The organism is Pseudoalteromonas carrageenovora IAM 12662, assembly GCF_900239935.1.
Classification (GTDB): Bacteria; Pseudomonadota; Gammaproteobacteria; order Enterobacterales; family Alteromonadaceae; genus Pseudoalteromonas; species Pseudoalteromonas carrageenovora.
In genome coordinates this window covers 2,423,894-2,442,987 of record NZ_LT965928.1, presented here as the reverse complement: position 1 = coordinate 2,442,987, position 19,094 = coordinate 2,423,894, and the positions used below count along the sequence as shown (strand labels likewise).

Sequence of the window (19,094 nt, the reverse complement as noted above, 5' to 3'; positions counted from 1 at the left end):
TGAACTTTCAGTAATTACTGAAAGTTCGTAATATTATTTACGCTTGTACAATTTTTGTCAATATATATATTAGGAAAAGTTAATATATATTACACATGCTACATCAGTATTAAAAACAAACAATGTTTAGGTGTAATTTAAGCTATAAAAGGTGGTTAATTTAAAGCGTTTAACCAAACACTAAAACACGGTAAACTAACCCTTATGAACGCCTGGTTTACTTGTGAAATAAAATCAAATGAATAAAGAGAAAAAACAACTACGTATTGGTATTGTGGCAGGTGAACTGTCGGGCGATATTTTAGGTGAAGGCTTAATTAAAGCGCTTAAAGTACATTTCCCTGATGCTATTTTTGAAGGGATTGCTGGGCCAAAAATGCAGGCGCAAGGCTGTAAAACACTTTACGATATGGATGAGCTATCGGTAATGGGGCTTGTTGAAGTATTAGGACGCCTGCCTCGATTACTTAAAATACGCAAACAGCTCGTACAGCATTTTGTTGATAACCCACCCGATGTATTTATTGGAATAGACGCCCCCGATTTTAACCTACGCGTTGAAAAACCATTAAAAGAGGCAGGCATTAAAACTATTCAATACGTGAGCCCATCAGTGTGGGCATGGCGTGAAAAACGCATTCATACAATAAGTGCTGCTACTAACTTAGTGCTTGCATTATTACCGTTTGAAAAAGAATTCTACGATAAGCACCAAGTACCTTGTACATTTGTAGGGCACACATTAGCTGACGATATAGCCCTTGAGCACGACGACAGCCAAGCACGTGCAGAACTAGGTTTAAGCCTTGATGACAAAGTACTTGCGTTACTACCAGGTAGCCGAGGCTCTGAAGTAGGCTTATTAAGCGAAACCTATATAAAAACAGCTGCGCAGTTACAAGCGCAAAACCCAGACCTTAAAATTGTGGTGCCACTGGTAAACGAAAAGCGCAAAGCGCAGTTTACTGATATTTTAAATGCCACAGCACCTAGCCTTAATATTAGTTTGCTAGATGGGCAATCAAAACTCGCTATGCAAGCGGCAGACGCCATATTACTTGCATCGGGCACCGCGACACTTGAAGGCATGCTCTATAAAAAGCCAATGGTGGTGGGTTATAAAATAAAGCCGATGAGTTATTGGATTTTTAAAACCTTATTTACCTTTAATATTAAGTATTTTTCACTGCCTAACTTATTAGCCGATGAAGAGCTTGTGCCTGAATTTTTACAAAGCGAATGTAACGTAGCCAATTTAACAGGTGCACTTACGCCTATGCTAAATACCGATAACAAAGAATTAAAAGCACGCTTTTTAGCTATTCACGAAAAAATTAGATTAAATGCCAGCAAACAAGCAGCTAATGCTGTGGCGGAGTTAATAAATGCAAATTGAACGACCTAACGTAACCTTAATTGCCGGTGTAGACGAAGTAGGGCGCGGCCCGCTTGTAGGTGATGTTGTTACCGCTGCGGTAATACTCGACCCTACTAAACCTATTGCAGGTTTAGCTGACTCTAAAAAGCTAACAGACAAAAAGCGCCAAGCACTTGCTTTAGAAATAAAAGAAAAAGCACTGTGTTACGCATATGGCCGTTGTAGCCCAACTGAAATTGACGAGTTAAATATTTTACAGGCCACCATGCTTGCTATGAGTCGCGCGGTTGAGGGGCTAAGCACACAGCCTGAATTTGTATTTATAGATGGTAATCGTTTACCTAAGTTAACTATGCCCGCGCAAGCTGTTGTTAAGGGCGATAGCCTAGTGGCCGAAATATCAGCGGCGTCTATTTTAGCTAAAGTAGCGCGTGATGATGAAATGATTGAACTCGATGCACGCTATCCACAATATGGATTTGCAGGGCACAAAGGTTACCCAACGAAAGCGCACTTTGCAGCACTTGAGCAATATGGCGCAATAGATGAGCACCGTAAAAGCTTTAAACCTGTGCAGCGCGTATTAATGCAAGCTAAGGGTGAGGCGTAAACCATGGCTGCACCAGAGTTTGTACATTTAAGGGTTCACTCAGACTTTTCGATGGTTGATGGCCTGGCCAAAACCAAGCTAATAGTCGCTAAAGCGCAAGAGCTTGAGATGCCAGCGCTTGCTATTACCGACCAAATGAACTTTTGTGGTTTAGTGCGGTTTTATGGCGCCACGCACAATGCGGGTATAAAGCCGATTGTGGGTGCTGATTTTTGGCTACGTAGCCCTGAATTTTCAGATGAACCATGTCGTATAACTATTTTAGCGAAAGACAACGACGGTTATAAAAATATAACTTTATTAATATCTGAAGCGTATCAGCGGGGGCATGTATTTCATCGCCCGGTGATTGACCGTGAATGGCTAGTAAATCACAAAGAAGGATTAATTATTCTCTCGGGCGCTAAAGATGGCGATTTAGGTAAAGCGCTTTTAAAAGGCAACCCGGGCGTTATTGAATCTGTTGTTAGCTTTTACAAGCAGCACTTTAGTGATCATTACTATTTAGAGCTTGTACGAACTAACCGCCCGCTCGAAGAAGACTACCTGCACATGGCAGTAGAGCTTGTCGCTAAAGAACAGTTACCGGTTGTAGCCACTAACGAAGTGGTATTTTTAAAGCCTGAGAACTTTGAAGCGCACGAAATCCGAGTGGCCATTTTTGATGGCTACACCCTTGATGATAAACGCCGCCCTAAACGATTTTCACAAGAACAATACCTAAAAACGCCTGAGCAAATGGCTGAGCTTTTTAGCGATATTCCAGAGGCGCTACAAAATACCGTAGAAATAGCCAAGCGCTGTAATGTAACGGTGCAATTAGGGACTTACTTTTTACCAGATTACCCTACTGGTTCACTAAAAATTGAAGACTTTTTAGTTAAAGTTTCAGAAGACGGCCTTGAAGAGCGACTACAGTTTTTATTCCCAGATGAAGAAGATAGAAAAGTAAAACGCGTTGAATACGACGAACGTTTAGCAATAGAGCTTGGCGTAATTAACCAAATGGGTTTTCCGGGTTACTTCTTAATCGTAATGGAGTTCATTCAGTGGAGTAAAGATAACAATATACCGGTAGGCCCTGGGCGTGGTTCAGGTGCAGGCTCGTTAGTAGCATACGCACTTAAAATTACCGACCTCGACCCGCTTGAATTTGATTTACTCTTTGAGCGATTCTTAAACCCTGAACGTGTATCAATGCCCGATTTCGACGTCGATTTTTGTATGGACAGGCGCGATGAAGTAATTGATCACGTATCGGCATTGTATGGCCGTGATGCGGTATCGCAAATTATCACCTTTGGTACCATGGCGGCAAAAGCGGTAATTCGCGATGTAGGGCGTGTACTTGGTCATCCGTATGGGTTTGTTGATCGTATTTCGAAGATGATCCCAGGCGATCCAGGTATGACCCTTGCCAAAGCCTTTGAAGTAGAGCCGCGCTTGCAAGAAGCATACGATGGCGACTCTGAGGTAAAAGATTTAATCGACATGTGCCGCATCCTCGAAGGGTGTACACGTAACGCAGGTAAACATGCGGGTGGCGTAGTAATATCGCCAACCACTATTACCGACTTTGCTGCACTTTATTGCGATGACGAAGGTAAATTTCCGGTTACCCAGTTTGATAAAAACGACGTAGAAACCGCAGGCCTTGTTAAGTTCGATTTCTTGGGTTTACGTACCTTGACCATTTTGCAGTGGGCTGTGGATATGACCAACGTGCGAATGCAGCGCGAAGGTAAGGACCCAGTTGATATAAATACCATCCCACTGGATGATAAAAAAAGTATAGAGCTATTACTGCGCGCCGAAACAACGGCAGTGTTTCAGCTAGAGTCGCGCGGCATGAAAGACTTAGTACGTCGCCTTAAGCCCGATTGTTTTGAAGATATGATTGCACTCGTGGCCTTGTTTCGTCCAGGTCCACTGCAATCAGGCATGGTAGATAACTTTATCGACCGAAAACTCGGCCGAGAAGAAATCTCATACCCCGATGCGCAGTATCAGCACGAAAGCTTAAAACCAATACTCGATCCTACTTACGGCATTATTTTGTATCAAGAACAAGTAATGCAAATAGCGCAGGTACTAGCAGGCTATACGCTTGGTGGCGCCGATATGTTACGCCGTGCAATGGGTAAGAAAAAACCCGAAGAGATGGCAAAACAGCGTTCAACGTTTGAAGATGGCGCCCGAAATAACGGCATTGACGGCGAGCTAGCCATTAAAATCTTCGACTTGGTAGAAAAGTTCGCAGGTTATGGTTTTAATAAATCTCACTCAGCGGCATACGCATTAGTATCGTATCAAACGCTGTGGATGAAAACGCACCACCCAGCTGAGTTTATGGCTGCGGTAATGTCGGCCGATATGGATAACACCGACAAAATAGTAATTTTGGTAGATGAATGTGAAAACATGAAACTTACCTTATTACCGCCAGATGTAAACGCTGGTGAGTTTAAGTTTACGGTAAACCTGCGAGGCGAAATTGTTTACGGTATAGGCGCAATTAAAGGCGTAGGTGAAGCGCCGGTAGATGCTATTTTAGAAGCACGCGCAAAAGGCGGCCCATTTAAAGACTTATTTGATTTTTGTGCCCGTGTAGATTTAAAACGCTTAAATAAACGTGTTACCGAAAAATTAATTTATGCCGGTGCACTTGATCAGCTCGGTCCAGAAAAAACCCAAGCAGGGCGTGCCACTTTACTGGCAAGTTTAAAAGATGCCATGCGTGCAGCCGATCAGCACAACAAGGCAGAGCAGCTTGGGCAAAGCGATTTATTTGGTTTATTAGCCACCGAGCCTGATGAAGTAGAACAAGCCTTTATTAAAGCCACGGGTCTTACAGATAATCAATGGCTTGAAGGTGAAAAGGATACACTAGGCCTTTATTTAACAGGGCATCCGATAAATCAGTACCGAAAAGAACTTAGGTATTATACCAGCGGTAAGCTGGTGGATTTACAGCCAACTAATCGTGATGTACTCTCTACAGCGGCTGGTTTAGTTATTTCAGCGAGAACCTTAATTAATAAAAAAGGAAATCGTTGGGGGTTAATAACTTTAGATGACAAGAGCGCCCGTATTGATGTACGCTTGTTTCCAGAACAGTTCGAAATGTACCAAGAAATGCTTCAAGTTAACAATATCTTGGTAATATCTGGACAGGTCAGCTTTGATAACTTCTCCGGTGGCATTACAATGACCGCCAGAGAAATAAACACCATTGCTCAAGCGCGTGAAAAACGTATTAAGGCGATTAAAATGACGCTGAACATGGTGCAAATCGAGGCAGGTTTCTTCGATAAATTACAAAAAGTACTCGAACCTTATAAAATGGGAACGTGTCCGATCAAGGTTTATTACCAACGCCCCGATGCGTTGGCGCAATTAACCCTAGGGATCGAATGGTGTGTTACGCCGAGCGACGACTTAATTCATAAGTTATCACTCATGGCGGCACAAGATGTAGAACTAGAATTTAACTGATTAGGTAGTTTAGAGCATGAGCCTCAATTATCTTGATTTTGAGCTTCCGATTGCAGAATTAGAAGCAAAAATTGAAGAATTACAAAGTATAAGCCGCGCTGGCGAATTAGACCTTGAGTTAGAAGAGGAAGTCAGCAAATTAAAAGAAAAAAGTGCTAAGCAAAAAGAGGAAATATTCTCAAATTTAGGCGCTTGGCAAGTATCGCAGTTAGCGCGTCATCCGTTGCGTCCTTACACTCGAGATTATATCGAGCGCATTTTCACGGAATTTGACGAGTTTGCAGGCGATCGTACTTTTGCTAACGATCCGGCTATTTTAGGCGGTGTTGCACGTTTAGATGGCGAACCAGTAATGGTTATTGGCCAACAAAAAGGTCGCGATACAGCTGAAAAAATTAAGCGCAACTTTGGTATGCCAAAGCCTGAAGGTTACCGTAAAGCATTACGCTTAATGGAAATGGCTGAGCGTTTTAAAATGCCAATTATGACCTTTATCGACACGCCTGGTGCTTATCCTGGTGTTGGCGCTGAAGAGCGCGGTCAGTCTGAAGCAATTGCACGTAACCTAAAAGTAATGGCGGCGCTTAAAGTGCCCACTATTTGTACGGTTATTGGTGAAGGCGGTTCAGGTGGTGCATTAGCGATTGGTGTTGGCGACAGAGTTAACATGTTGCAATACAGCACTTACTCGGTAATTTCGCCTGAAGGCTGTGCATCTATTTTATGGAAAAGCGCAGACAAAGCACCACTAGCAGCAGAAGCTATGGGTGTAACGGCAGAGCGTGTTAAAGAGCTTGATTTGATCAGCAACTTAGTTGACGAGCCTTTAGGTGGCGCACATCGTAATTACGATGCTATGGCGCGTAACTTAAAAACGCGTTTAAAACGTGATTTAGCAGACTTACAAGCGCTTTCTCTTGAAGACATGCTTGATCAACGTTACAAACGTTTAATGTCGTTTGGTTACTGCTAATAAAGTAGCTATTACATTAAATGTTAAAAAAAGCCGCTTATGCGGCTTTTTTGTTTTAAAATACTACCAACACAAATTTTATAGCGTATTGCATGCAATCATCAGCCATTTATCAACAAGTTAAACATTCACTTGAGCACTTTTTTAAGCAACAACAGTATAATTTTACTGTGGCGCTTTCGGGTGGGGTTGATTCTGTTGTATTGCTGCATGTAATGCACTTGCTAAGGCAAGAAATACCAACATTAAATGTAAGTGCTATATATGTAAATCATGGTTTAAGCCAATACGCACAAGACTGGCAACAGTTTTGCCAAACAGTGTGTACCAAACTTAACGTACCTTTTAACGCAGCTGCCGTGCATATAGAGCAAAAAACACGTACAAGCCTTGAAGCGCAGGCTCGCGATGAGCGTTATAAAGCACTTGATGAACTAAGCGCACCTGAAAGTGTTATTTTATTAGGCCAGCATTTAAACGATCAAATAGAAACGTTTTTACTGCGCTTAAAGCGTGGCTCGGGCCTAAAAGGCTTAGGTGCTATGCAGCAAACTCGCACTCTTAATAGTGGACGTGTATGTTTTAGGCCGCTTATAAATGTAACGCGTAGTAATATTGAAGCCTTTGCCGCCGAGTTTAATATTAGCCATATTACTGATGACTCAAATACGGATGAGCGCTTTGAACGTAATTTTTTACGCGCAAGTGTAGTGCCCATACTTGCAGAGCGCTTTAATGGTTTTGAGCACTGTGCAGGGCGAAGTATAAGCTTATTGCAAAAGCAGCAAGCGCTTCTTGATGAATACACTCAAATTGATTTAAGCCAAAGTTTAAATGACCAGCAAGCATTGTGTATTAGCCAAATAATTCACTATAGCGAGGTGCGAATGGCAAATGTTGTTCGTGCTTGGCTTGAGTTATTTACTCAAATTATGCCCTCGCAAAAACAGTTGTCGCAAATAATAAACCAAGCTATTAATGCTCAAACCGATTCGCAGATGCAGATTGATTTAACTGATGGGCAAATACGTCGTCACCAAGGATATTTGTACTTTGTAATGCCGAGTAAACCATTAAGCAGTGAGCTTTTAATTGCAGATGAACTAACACTTAGTGATGGCCGTTTATTATTAAAACAAAGTGGTAAAGGTGTACGTGAGCCATTTGATAATGAGCAAGTAAGCGTGCAATTTAATTGTAATAGTGCTCGTATAAAGCCTTTAAAAAAACCAGGTAGTAACACGCTAAAACATTGGTTTAAAGATGCAAAAGTAGCGCCTTGGCTGAGAGCGCAGGTGCCATTAATATTTTATAACGATGAGTTAGTGCAAGCAGTGGGTTATTTTGTAAGTGAAAAACATAAAGATGAAAACGGTATTATTTGGGAGTGTAAATAAATGAGTGAGCAGCCGCACGTAGGGTTGTCGTTAGTTAACAAAGCGCCAATGGGCATGTTAATAACAGCTTTAATTGCTGTTATAGCTAATGTATTGCTAGAGCTAAACATAATTACTTTAGGTTATGCTGTTGCCGGTGGTGTGATATCCGCGGCTTTATTGCTTGCGTATTGGTTAGGTAAAGGTGGGCTGTTTTTTATTTTAGGCGTAAGCTTACCACTGGTTTTAGTGCTATTTACTCCGCTTGCGAGTATTACCGCATTACTTAATTTAGTGAGCGGCTTCTTTTTTGGCTTTTGTGCTGCGTTGTGTATTTATAAATTGGTGAGTGCAAAGTTTTAAGATTGGAATTTTAGCAATAAAAAAGCCTAGCGGGGGAAGCTAGGCTTTTTTATTCAATGCAGTTAAGTAAATACTAATATGCTTTTGCGCAGTTGCGTCCAGATGCTTTTGCTTTGTATAGACCTTTATCGGCTCTAGCAAATATTTCGTTTTCGCAATCTTGGCTGCTTGCCAAAGAAAAGCCAATACTGGTTGTTACTTTGTATTGAGACATTAAAGGCGATTTTCTTACTAGGCGCATAATACGCTCAGCAATTACTTTATTGGTCGTAAATTCAGGGTCTTCAATAAGTAATGCAAACTCATCTCCACCAAATCTAAACACCGAATCAGTGCCTCTTATGCTGCTACATAATACTTTTGCGAACTCCTTGAGCATGTCGTCACCTACTTTATGGCCAAAGTTATCATTAACTTGCTTAAAGTTATCTAAATCAAGCAGCATAAGGCTAAATGGGCGTTGATAACGGCGGCAGTTTTCGAGCTTTTGAAGCAAAAAGTCATTAAATTGACTACGGTTATTTAAACCCGTTAATGCATCTTTTGTAGCAAGTTTTAACACACGACTATACATCATTGCGTTACGAAGCGGATAAACGAGTGCCGAATGTAAAGTGCGTAATTTACTTTCTATCGCTGCATTTAGCTTAAATTGGCTAAAGTAAATTAACTGGCCTAAGCGCTCTTTACCAATAGATAAGTCAAATATATAAGGCGTAGTATTAGTGTTGCTATCTGATGTTTGTGCAGTGCCTAGCGTTGATTGAAACTGCAGCCCAGAAAAATTGAGCAATTGCTTAGCAAATCTTGCATAAATAGCTAAAACATCTTCAATAACTAAGCTTGTTTGTAACTCAGTAACTAGATCATGCGTTACCGCAGATTCATTAACTTGTGTGTGCTCAGCTGAAAACGGCAAAAAGTCGCCGCGACCAGATACACGTTGTGTCAAAATATGGACGTTTTCCATTAAAATCTCCCCCGAGGGTGTTGCTTTGCAGTAACTAAGCGATTTTTATGCCATATTTTAAAATTGCTTGATAAACATATGGTTGCTATATTTAGAGTACATTCCTTAGTTTAATTGACGCCGGAGCCCAAATTTGCAAAGTATAAATGCTCAAATTTTTGGCTTGTTAGTAGCGGCAGTGCTTTTTGTGTGGTTTTTTAAGCGCATTGGGTTGCCACCTATTTTAGCGTACCTAGCAACAGGCGTTTTAGCGGGCAGCCATGGCATTGGTTGGCTTGCCCAATCGCATGAAATTGAATTTGTAGCAGAACTAGGCATTGTATTTTTACTATTTAGCTTGGGATTAGAGTTTTCTATTTCGCGGCTAATGGCAATGCGCAACCTCGTATTTGGGCTTGGCTCCTTGCAAGTGGGCGTTACCAGCTTACTCTTCATTATAATCTTATATTGTTTAGACTTCTCCTTACTTACCAGTTTTACCATTGGCACAATAATGGCCCTTTCTTCAACGGCTGTAGTGGTAAAGCTATTAAAAGAAACCGGTGAATTAAACCAACGCCGCGGGCAACTTGCCGTAGGTGTGTTGCTGTTTCAAGATATAGCTGTAGTCCCTTTACTTATTATTCTTCCGTTGTTTGCCTCAAGTGGCTCGCAAAGTATTGGCTGGGCATTAGCCTTTGCTTTAACTAAAGGGGCATTTGTATGTGTTTTATTGTGGGCAATTGGCAAGTGGGTGCTACCTAAAGTATTTAACGAAATAGCCCAAGTACGTACCGATGAGCTATTTGTACTGACCACTATTTTGGTTGCACTGTTTGCTGGGTTATTAACTTATATGTTTGGCCTATCTATGGCCTTAGGGGCTTTTTTAGCGGGTATGATGTTAGGCGAGAGTCATTACAGGCACCAATTAGAAGCCGATATAAGACCATTTCGCGATATTTTGATGGGGCTGTTTTTTGTAACCGTTGGTATGCAGCTCGACATTTTATTTGTACTTAACCACAGTTTACTTATTATTGGTGCCTTACTTGGCTTATTAATATTAAAAATTACCGTGGTTGCGCTCAGTGCTCGGCTTATGCATGAGCGAAACCAAGACTCCTTAGCGTGTGGCATTATGCTTTGGCAAATGGGAGAGTTTGGCTTTGTGTTAATTGCCCTTGCTGGGCAGCACCAGTTATTAAGCTCTGAACAGGCTTCGTTTTTAATTGCACTTGGCGTGTTATCTATGGCAATAACGCCATTTTTAATTGATAAAACGCCCTTTATTTTAAACAAATTAGGCATTTTAGAGCACCCAAGTATGACTTGGGAAAGTGAGCCACAAAGCAGTACGCTGTATAACGATCATGTTGTTATTTGTGGTTTTTCTCGGGTTGGGCAAACTATAGCGCGGTTTTTAAAGCCCGAGGCCATAGATTACGTAGCAATAGAAAGTAACCCTATTTTGGTTCAAGAAGGTAAAGCCGCTGGTGAGCCTGTAATCTTTGGCTATGTTAAGCAAAAAGATATTTTAAAATGTGCAGGCGTAGAACGTGCGCGTTTAGTTATTATTACCTTTACAGAGCTTGAGCACGCACAAGTAGTTATAGATGCCATAAAACAGCTCGCCCCCAATGTAAAAATACTGATAAGAACCCGTGACGACAGCCAGCTAGATTACTTAAAAGAGTTAGGTGTAACAGAAGTTGTACCTGAGTCACTAGAGGCGAGCTTAATGCTTGTCTCGCATGTTTTATCTATGTCGGGCGTACCCATGACACGCATTGTACGCCGAGTGAGTAAAGAACGTAGAAACCGTTACCCGTTAATGCAAAGCTTTTACGCGGGCTACTTTAAAGACAGTGAAGAAATCTCAACTGACCGTTTAGAATATTTACATGTGGTTGCACTACCGCCGCAAGCCTTTGCAGTTAATAAAGTTATAGAAGAGTTAAATTTAGCTAAACGCCGAGTAATAGTTAAAGCACTGCGCAGAGAAGGGCAAGAAATAGATACGCCCGATGAGCAAACAACGCTTTACGCTAACGATGTACTCGTACTACAAGGTAAACCAAGGAGGGTAGAGCGGGTAGAGCACTACCTGCTCGATGGAATAGAATGACGTGTCTGTTTAGGCTTAATCTAGTTCTAAAAACTTGCGTATCTCCGGTAATTTTTTCATACCGTCTTCAAAGCCTATTTGCATTAAATGCTGGGTGTAGCGTTTTTCAAATAATAGATAGCTAGTTAAGCTCGATTGTGAATGCTTTTTAACACCGATTGTACGCAGTAGTACTTTAATAGCCCATGGCATGTCGTTGTAATATTGCGCGGCAATGGCATTAAAGTTTTGCGATGGATTAATTACAAACGTATCAATTTGCTTAAGCTCTTGGTGTTTATCGCGAGCGGGTAGTAGCCCTAAAGTGCGATTAATACGGTCTAAACGCTCTAAATCCGATTGCATGGTGTCGGTAAAAACACTATCGAGTAAATGCCCAGCAACAGCCGAAAGGCCCGGGTAATGAGGAGAATACCCCGGAGGATGAAGCTCTTTAGGTTGATCGACCCCAATAATAAATATTTTCTCTGCACCTAAATGAATAGATGGGCTTAAAGGCGAAAGCTGATGTATTGAGCCATCACCAAAATAATGGTTATAAATATTCACACTAGGAAACACCATAGGAATGGCGCTTGAGGCCATTAAATGCTCTACATTAATACGCGTTGCTTGGCCTTCGCGCTTAGCACGCTGCCACGATGTTTGTGTGTTTGACTGAAAAAACGCTACAGAATCGCCGGTCGTGTAACTAGAGGCCGTAATCGACAATGCATCTAGGTAATTACGGTGTAAATTACGCTCAATTCGGTGTAAATCTAAAATTTCGTTTAACAGCCCTCGCAAAGGGCGATTATTTAATAAGCTCGCAGGAGGATGGTTTATATGCTCAGACTGAAAGCTGGTTAAAATATTACGTGCAATATGGCCAAATACACTTAAAAAGTCGCTTTTATACACCATAGAGGTCGAAAAGTTTTTCCAAACCGACTCAAGTTTACGCACAGCTAAATGCGCACAAGAGGCATAACACGCTAAAGCGGCTGAGTTAATTGCTCCAGCTGAAGTGCCATTTATTACTCTAAACGGCAAAGGAGCAGTACGTGGCATACTATGCGCAAGGGCTTTTAAAACACCCACTTGATAAGCAGCTCGTGCGCCACCCCCTGTTAATAACAGAGCAATTTTTGGTTTTTCTGGATCGACTTGCTTGATTTTCATATTGGTGTTTAAACTGTTCAACGTCTTTACTTTATTTATTAACTGTAAGTCTTTAAGCTAGAAGAATCAAAGGATAACTGAGTTACTACGTATAGTAAGCTTACATTTATATTTGTAAGCTAAGATAGTTACAGTAATAGTTTTTACTCATAATGAATTTTTTCCATTCAGAGCACTCTGAGTGATAATGCATTTTAATTTTTATGGAGTTTGTATGTCAGATAAACCAGAAGCGTCAGATGTTCAAAAACGTCCGCCTAATAACAACTTTTTATTCGCCGTTATTATTTTAATTATTGTGGTGTGTGCTGCCGCATTTGTACTTTTAAAACCAAGTGACGAGCCACAAAAACGCACAGAGGTAGAGCAAGTACCAAAAGAGCAGCCAATGATGGAGCTTAAACCAGAAAATGACCCTGTTGTTGATGCACCATCGGTTATGCCAGAAAAACCAGAAAACCTAGAAGTGCCAGCACAGCGCCCAGTTGAGCCAGAGCCTGAAGTAGAGCCACTACCAACGCTTGATGAAAGTGACGACGTAGTAGTAGCAAAAATCGACGAATACCTAAGTGATTCAGTAATGAGCCTAATGGTAACCGACGACGTAATTCGCCGTGGCGTTGTATTTATAGATAACATAGCCAAAGGTAAAATTGCTAAAAAGCACACACCAGTAGTTAAGCCAGAAGAAGAGTTTAGTGTTAACGAAGGTGACATTTTAACAATCGACCCTAATAGCTACGAGCGTTACACCCCTTATGTAAAAGTGTTTACAAGTATGAGTGCAGCACAAGCTGTGCGTATGTACGAAGAATATAAACCACTTATAAATAATGCTTACAGTGAAATTGGCTACGGTGATGATGAGTTTAATCAAACGCTGGAAGATGCTATCGATCTATTACTCGATACGCCAGAACCTGAAGGTGACTTGCCGTTACTACGTGACTCGGTTACTTATCAGTATGCATTTTCTGAATGGGAGCAACTTCCTGCTGCACAAAAACAACTTTTACGCATGGGCCCAGAAAACATGAAAAAAGTAAAAGCAGCACTTCGCAATATAAAAGCGCAGTTAGAGAGCAATTAATACGCACTAAAACAGCTAAATATGCCGCGATTGTATATGAAGTATGCAATCGCACTTTCTTTTTTGATTATCCCTTGAATAACACAGTAAAAGTAGAGATAATCCCTCCCGCGCCAACCAAGGCCCTCAATGGTAGTCTTATTGGTCCTCTCGCAACACTAGCAGGCGAACCTGGTCAGGCCCGGAAGGGAGCAGCCACAGTTTGTGACGTGTGTGCCGAGATGTGGCTGGTAAGACTGCCACCCAAATTCCTCATTTGGGTGTTGTTTGAAGTATAAGTTGACATATTTGTACTAAAAGATGGCATAAATTAGAAGTATAAGGTGGCATAGTCTAGTATTTAACCTAATGGTTAGATGGTTGACTCACATGTACAGAAGAAAACTCAAACACTCCCGTGTAAAAAACCTCCATAAATTTGCTTGTCAAAAAAAAATAAATCTACCTGTTTAGTTGAATCCTCTTTAAAGTTTGATGCGTGTTTCCATTTTGAATTTTCAACATCAATAGTCGCATTTGAAGCACAACCATTAGGTTACGACACAAAGGACGCGTAAGCCAATTTAATCATACGGGTATCAATAACGCTAATTTCGTTTATAACTATGCGAACCAGCTTAAGTCAAAAACAGTTAGTAATAATAATTACCAGATTCAAATTCCAACTATTGGTGAGCAAGATTACTACACCAATGATTTAAACCAATACACGAGTGTTGGTGGTAAAAATTTAACCTATGATAATAACGGCAACTTAAAAAGTTATGATGGTTGGAGCTATAACTATAATGCGCATAACCGATTAACGTCTGCGTCTAAATCAGGTACCAGCTTAGCACTTGGCTATGATGCAACGGGGCGATTAAATTACTCAACACTCAATGGTACTAAAACAACCTTTTTATACGATGCAAACGAACTGGTTGCGGAATACAACAGCAGCGGTAGTCTATTACGTCGTTATGTTCATGGTATAGGCGAAGATGACCCGCTGGTGTGGTATGAAGGCAGTGGCACAGGCAACAAGCGCTATTTACACGCAGATGAGCGCGGCTCAATTATTAGTGAAACGAATGGCTCAGGTTCAATTGTCGCTACGCATAAGTATGGCCCATTTGGAGAGCCGATTAATACCAGCTTATCGCGTTTCCGTTACACTGGGCAAATCTTAATCCCAGGTACTAAGCTTTATCACTACAAAGCACGGGTTTACCACCCTGAATTAGGGCGTTTTATGCAGACTGATCCCATTGGCTATAAAGATGGGATGAATATGTATGCGTATGTAGGTAATGATCCTATTAATCATACTGACCCTACTGGTAAGTTTTTAAACTTCTTAGTTGGTGCTGCTATCGGTGGTGGTATTGATTTGGCTACACAGGTCTATAATTCTATGAGTGATGGTGCGAGTTTCGGTGATGCTCTTGCTGGCGCTGATTATGAGAGTGTTGCTATCTCCGCTGCTTTAGGTTCTGTTGGAGCGATGGGGACTCAGTTAGTTAAAGGTGGGGTAACTGGGGCAATTAAAGTAGGTAAAGAAACAGTTAACTTAACTACGAAGACAGAAAGAGTTATTGCAGGAGTTGATGGTGCTACTAAAGTGGCTGCTGTAGGAGCAATTCAAGCTGAAAGAAAAGGCGAAAGTCTAACGGAAGGCGCGGCTGTAAAGGTTGTTGATAGTATCACTAGCCCTGTGCCCGCTGGAACTATTGTTCAAAAAGGTATGGAATATATGAGTCAGCAGTCCGAGAGTACGCAGAGTTCCAATACATGTACAAACAAAGATGGAAGTTGTTAATGAGCAACGATAGTTATTTTTCAAAAAATTTGCTGAACAAGCAGGTGCTTGTTTCAGCAATATTAACTGCCTATAAAAACTTACTTTGGCCGTTGGTTGGAATAGGTTTACCAATTGTACTTTTTGGCTTAAATGGCTCACACTTTGAAAAAGCTGTATTTTTCATAGTTATCACAATAGGTTTGTTTATTCCTTATTTAATTCTTTGCTTTGTGATTCACAAAAGTTCGCTGAAAACAAAGGAGGATAAGGATAAATTTTACTCCCTCTCTCCTGTAGACAGAGGCAAGGTAATTGGCGATGAACTCTCTGGTTGGTGGTAATAAAACTTGAATCCAAAGCCTCGCTAGTCGCTGTCTCTTGATCACATTTCTAGATCAAGAGACTTGGCTAGCTCATAACCTTCAAGTGTAATGGTCTAATGAAACTGAACAGGTAACAAGCGCTATTTACATGCAGATGAACATGGCTCAATTATTAGTGAAACGAATGGCTCAGGTTCAATAATAGCAACACATAAGTATGGCCCATTTGGAGAGCCGATTAATACCAGCTCATCGCGTTTTAGATATACAGGGCAAATCTTAATCCCAGGTACTAAGCTTTATCACTACAAAGCACGGGTTTACCACCCTGAATTAGGGCGTTTTATGCAAACCGACCCTATCGGCTACGAAGACGGCATGAACTGGTACGCGTATGTGGGAAATGATCCAGTCAATGCTACGGATCCGACGGGGAAAAACTCTTATAATCCGAAATCATTGATGATTACCCCTGAACAAAACAGAGCCTTAAGACAAGCAACAACTCTAAGTGCGGGACCTGCTATCGGAGCGAAGATTGGCATAAAAACACCCAATGCTACAGCAACGTTTGGTGGCGAAGCTTCTATGACTGTTCAAAATGGGGACCACGGTCCTGAAAATGTTACAACAATTGAAGTGTTAGCCAATATAGATTCAAATGTTGCTAGTGCTAAAGCGCAGCTATTTAAGGTAGAAGAAAAATCCGATAGTCGTACAGGTGTGCCTAAAGTGACTTCTGTCACTAAAGAAGGACCTAAATTAACTGTGCAAATAAAATCAGGAAATGTATCCTTGAACAATGAAAATAAATTAAAAGTTGAAGTTACTTTAGGGTTTTTTAAATTGGCGGCAGAAGTTAACTTGGATAAACTAAATGAAAAACACTAACTTTTCGGTGAAAAATGTCGGCTCACTATGGCGCAATTCTATAATTTTATTTGTTTTAGCAGTTTTAACGTTTCTAGTTACGGCGTCAGTGTTTGATGAGTCCTACAGAATACTACACTTGGCTGTATACGTAACGCAAATTGGGGCATTTATAGCTCTTTTGATTATGCCCTTAGTAGCTAGCGTTATTAGGAAAAAAAGCTTTTTTATAACAGTTTTAGTCTTAATTTTATTTAATGCTATAGGGAGTATTTTTCTGTATTTCTATTTTAGAAAAGAAATGAAGCAGTAGAACAATCAGGGTCAGTTTTTGCATTTCTTTGCCTGAAGTGTTCTGCCAGTAAGTTTGGCTGCTGATACTTTTAAGGATTGGCATGAAGAAACTATTACATTTACAGTTGTAGATGAGAATGGCGTAGAAGAGTCTATTACTACAACAGAAGAACACCCATTTTATGTAGATAACCTAGGTTGGTTAGCGGCTGGTAATGTTGAAGTAGGCACTATTGTTTCTGGACCAAAGTTTAAAAACGATATTACTATTGCATCTATACAAGTTAACGAAAAACCACAATATGCTTATAATTTTACTGTAGACATCGATCACACATATTTGTTGGTAAAACAAATATGTGGGTACACAATGCCTGTGACTTTTCGAAGGTTCCCAAGACTCCAACAGGAAGAGGCTCTGTTGCTCCCGGTGACAGAGATCCTAAAAGAACATACTCTAGGGGGAAACTAATGAAATGTTGCAAGGTCAAGGTGGCAAATGTGCTGGTTGTGGTGAGACTAAGCCTTTAAGTGAAGTCGATGGTCACCATAAACAGCGTCACGCAGATGGTGGCCCAACAACTAAAGAAAATGGTGCTGCACTTTGCAAAGACTGTCATAAAGAAGTACATGCGAAAGAGAAGTAGATTAAATGAATGAAAATGATGCATTAAATACGATAGGTAATGCTATCAAGAGTCACGGCCATTTTGTGTATACCATAAGTGGGGGAAGTTCACCGCGCTTTTTATATAGCATAGGGCTGCATGAAAAACTTGGTGTGGAGCTACTTTTTGCCGGGGGAGCTTATTTCTCGGCTCAATTAGCTAAAAATATAGTAGATTGTGCAGCGAAATACTTGATGAACAACCCTAGTGCATCCTCAGTTAATGTGGAAAACATAAGTGGAAGCTTTGAACTGAAAAAAGCAGGTGAATCTTGGTCTAACAATTTGCCATTAGGTGCTATCGACTATTATAAAGCAGACAAAATTTCTTTGATGCAGATAATACCACCAAAGCAATTAATGACAATCGATGTTCCGAATTGTGATTTACCTATGAACGACACAAATAATAGAGTGTGGTCTTGGTTTGATCGTAGTTACCCAAGTGGGTTACCTAAAAATTGTTCAGCAGTGACAAATTTAGAGGCCCTAAAGGGAGCCGTTGTAACTGAGGCAATGAGGTGGGAAGTTGATCAATGGGAGCTATTTTCAGGGGCAGGTCCGGATGTGAAAAAAGAGGATACAAGAGTCATTCCGCTGAGTACACTTGTATTGTATGACCCCACATTAGATCTGGTAATGAAGCTTAAAGAAGGAAAAGGGCTTTGGCGCAACGAGGATATGATGTGGAACAACTGGAACTGATTTAAATAATAATTAATAAAATCTTTTGAATCCAAAGCCTCATAGCCGAGACTTTTTTAATGCATCTATCTATACGCAATGTAATAGCCGGTTTGTATATAAAAGGAATTAACATGATGATGGAGAAACTGCATTAAACTATGCCGAAACAGGGTCGTTGAATTTAGGAAGCGCAGTTACTGACGCAGCTGTAGGAATTGTAAACCCGGCTAAAACATTACAAAAATCAACGACCAAAAGCTAAGGGACTGTAGATTTATGCCAAAGTTAAGTCAAATAGAACTTTATCTTGACGGTAATTATTCGAAAGAAGATAAAAAGATATTTCTCTTTAAGTCTCGCTGCTTGTGTAATTTCTGGGAAAGGGAAGTGAGCAAACTTAAGTTTACCTCTAAATATTCACGAATAAATGTTTATGTGACTGATGGCAGTACAGAGGTGCGGGTACAGGCAATGAAGGTTGTGCCATTCCTCGAAGTTGTAGTTAATTACCCAATAGAACAAATAAGTCATTTAGATGATATTCAACTACAACAGCATTACATGAGAATATTAGAGAAAGCTTTGTCGGCTGCTGTATCTGCTATGCCAATACCTCTTGAAAAAAGCTTGGATATATTGAGACGATTCGAAGCAAGCAATTATGAGAATGAATGGGTTCAATCTGAGAGAGTGTGGGCCAAGAAATCAATAAAATCTAAAGTGATTGCTGAACTCTCAATGCAAGAATTTAAATTGATACAATTTGTTTATGTGGATTGCAAATTAGCAGGACAAATCATTATAGCTAAAACTCAACCAAGAGAGCTCTTGTTTAATGGCTTTCTAGGAGAGCTTTCTATATCGAAAAGCGATATTCTTGAATATAAAAAAGGAAAGAATATTTTATCACAGTTCGATCTTAAATCAGCTAAGTTTATTTAAATATT

The 19,094-nt window shown here is 40.6% G+C and carries 17 protein-coding genes, 1 other RNA gene and 1 pseudogene; 17 read left to right on the top strand and 2 right to left on the bottom strand.

All coding sequences use genetic code 11. From position 1 onward, the window contains the following. Window positions 1-238 precede the first annotated feature (238 nt). The 6 genes from lpxB to ALFOR1_RS11000 all read left to right on the top strand — a co-directional run bounded on the left by lpxB (window position 239) and on the right by ALFOR1_RS11000 (window position 8,195). Entirely contained in the window at window positions 239-1,396 is a 1,158-nt protein-coding gene (gene lpxB, locus ALFOR1_RS11025) for a lipid-A-disaccharide synthase (protein WP_104643009.1), read from the top strand. Then, window positions 1,386-1,988 (top strand): ribonuclease HII, encoded by a 603-nt coding sequence (rnhB, locus tag ALFOR1_RS11020; RefSeq protein ID WP_104643008.1) that lies wholly within the window; start codon window positions 1,386-1,388, stop codon window positions 1,986-1,988. The genes lpxB and rnhB overlap by 11 nt, the downstream gene beginning before the upstream one ends. A gap of 3 nt (window positions 1,989-1,991) precedes the next feature. Further along, a complete protein-coding gene (dnaE, locus tag ALFOR1_RS11015) occupies window positions 1,992-5,483 on the top strand; it encodes a DNA polymerase III subunit alpha (protein WP_104643007.1) in 3,492 nt (1,163 codons plus the stop codon). A 16-nt stretch (window positions 5,484-5,499) separates the two neighbouring features. After that, window positions 5,500-6,456, top strand: a complete 957-nt coding sequence (gene accA, locus ALFOR1_RS11010) for an acetyl-CoA carboxylase carboxyl transferase subunit alpha (RefSeq protein WP_058548362.1) — start codon at window positions 5,500-5,502, stop codon at window positions 6,454-6,456. A gap of 92 nt (window positions 6,457-6,548) precedes the next feature. Continuing rightward, window positions 6,549-7,853: a tRNA lysidine(34) synthetase TilS gene (gene tilS / locus ALFOR1_RS11005; protein WP_104643006.1), complete on the top strand. Its 1,305-nt coding sequence runs from the start codon at window positions 6,549-6,551 to the stop codon at window positions 7,851-7,853. After that, complete coding sequence (locus tag ALFOR1_RS11000; protein ID WP_104643005.1) at window positions 7,854-8,195, top strand: hypothetical protein; 342 nt, start codon at window positions 7,854-7,856, stop codon at window positions 8,193-8,195. A 73-nt stretch (window positions 8,196-8,268) separates the two neighbouring features. On the opposite strand, the gene ALFOR1_RS10995 is transcribed toward ALFOR1_RS11000, so the two are convergent. Then, window positions 8,269-9,165, bottom strand: a complete 897-nt coding sequence (locus ALFOR1_RS10995; RefSeq protein ID WP_104643004.1) for a GGDEF domain-containing protein — start codon at window positions 9,163-9,165, stop codon at window positions 8,269-8,271. A 133-nt stretch (window positions 9,166-9,298) separates the two neighbouring features. Between ALFOR1_RS10995 and ALFOR1_RS10990 the strand changes: the two genes are divergently transcribed. Next, window positions 9,299-11,272, top strand: a complete 1,974-nt coding sequence (locus ALFOR1_RS10990; protein ID WP_104643003.1) for a monovalent cation:proton antiporter-2 (CPA2) family protein — start codon at window positions 9,299-9,301, stop codon at window positions 11,270-11,272. 15 nt (window positions 11,273-11,287) lie between these two features. On the opposite strand, the gene ALFOR1_RS10985 is transcribed toward ALFOR1_RS10990, so the two are convergent. Further along, window positions 11,288-12,433 (bottom strand): patatin-like phospholipase family protein, encoded by a 1,146-nt coding sequence (locus ALFOR1_RS10985; RefSeq protein ID WP_058548357.1) that lies wholly within the window; start codon window positions 12,431-12,433, stop codon window positions 11,288-11,290. A 214-nt stretch (window positions 12,434-12,647) separates the two neighbouring features. On the opposite strand from ALFOR1_RS10985, the gene ALFOR1_RS10980 reads away from it, so the two are divergent. The 10 genes and pseudogenes from ALFOR1_RS10980 to ALFOR1_RS10940 all read left to right on the top strand — a co-directional run bounded on the left by ALFOR1_RS10980 (window position 12,648) and on the right by ALFOR1_RS10940 (window position 19,089). Continuing rightward, entirely contained in the window at window positions 12,648-13,523 is an 876-nt protein-coding gene (locus ALFOR1_RS10980) for a DUF3014 domain-containing protein (protein ID WP_104643002.1), read from the top strand. Between the two features lie 139 nt (window positions 13,524-13,662). Then, window positions 13,663-13,759, top strand: an RNA gene (ffs, locus tag ALFOR1_RS10975) — signal recognition particle sRNA small type. A gap of 133 nt (window positions 13,760-13,892) precedes the next feature. Beyond that, window positions 13,893-14,065, top strand: a pseudogene (locus tag ALFOR1_RS20660) (TnsA endonuclease N-terminal domain-containing protein); the annotation flags it as partial. Between the two features lie 452 nt (window positions 14,066-14,517). Then, the gene (locus ALFOR1_RS10970; RefSeq protein ID WP_158657443.1) at window positions 14,518-15,324 is read left to right on the top strand and encodes an RHS repeat-associated core domain-containing protein; all 807 of its coding nucleotides are present in this window, start codon (window positions 14,518-14,520) and stop codon (window positions 15,322-15,324) included. Further along, window positions 15,324-15,647, top strand: coding sequence for a hypothetical protein (locus tag ALFOR1_RS10965; RefSeq protein WP_104643000.1), 324 nt, complete (start codon window positions 15,324-15,326; stop codon window positions 15,645-15,647). Before ALFOR1_RS10970 ends, ALFOR1_RS10965 begins: the two co-directional genes overlap by 1 nt. Before the next feature lie 150 nt (window positions 15,648-15,797). After that, a complete protein-coding gene (locus ALFOR1_RS10960; RefSeq protein WP_104642999.1) occupies window positions 15,798-16,520 on the top strand; it encodes an RHS repeat-associated core domain-containing protein in 723 nt (240 codons plus the stop codon). A 346-nt stretch (window positions 16,521-16,866) separates the two neighbouring features. Beyond that, window positions 16,867-17,265 carry a polymorphic toxin-type HINT domain-containing protein gene (locus ALFOR1_RS10955; RefSeq protein ID WP_158657442.1) on the top strand — a complete coding sequence of 133 codons (399 nt, stop codon included), beginning with the start codon at window positions 16,867-16,869 and terminating at the stop codon, window positions 17,263-17,265. 4 nt (window positions 17,266-17,269) lie between these two features. Continuing rightward, a complete protein-coding gene (locus ALFOR1_RS10950) occupies window positions 17,270-17,440 on the top strand; it encodes an HNH endonuclease (protein ID WP_104642996.1) in 171 nt (56 codons plus the stop codon). Window positions 17,441-17,445: 5 nt separating this feature from the next. Further along, window positions 17,446-18,165: a DUF4262 domain-containing protein gene (locus ALFOR1_RS10945; RefSeq protein WP_104642995.1), complete on the top strand. Its 720-nt coding sequence runs from the start codon at window positions 17,446-17,448 to the stop codon at window positions 18,163-18,165. 258 nt (window positions 18,166-18,423) lie between these two features. Then, entirely contained in the window at window positions 18,424-19,089 is a 666-nt protein-coding gene (locus ALFOR1_RS10940) for a hypothetical protein (RefSeq protein ID WP_104642994.1), read from the top strand. The last annotated feature ends 5 nt before the right edge of the window (window positions 19,090-19,094 follow it).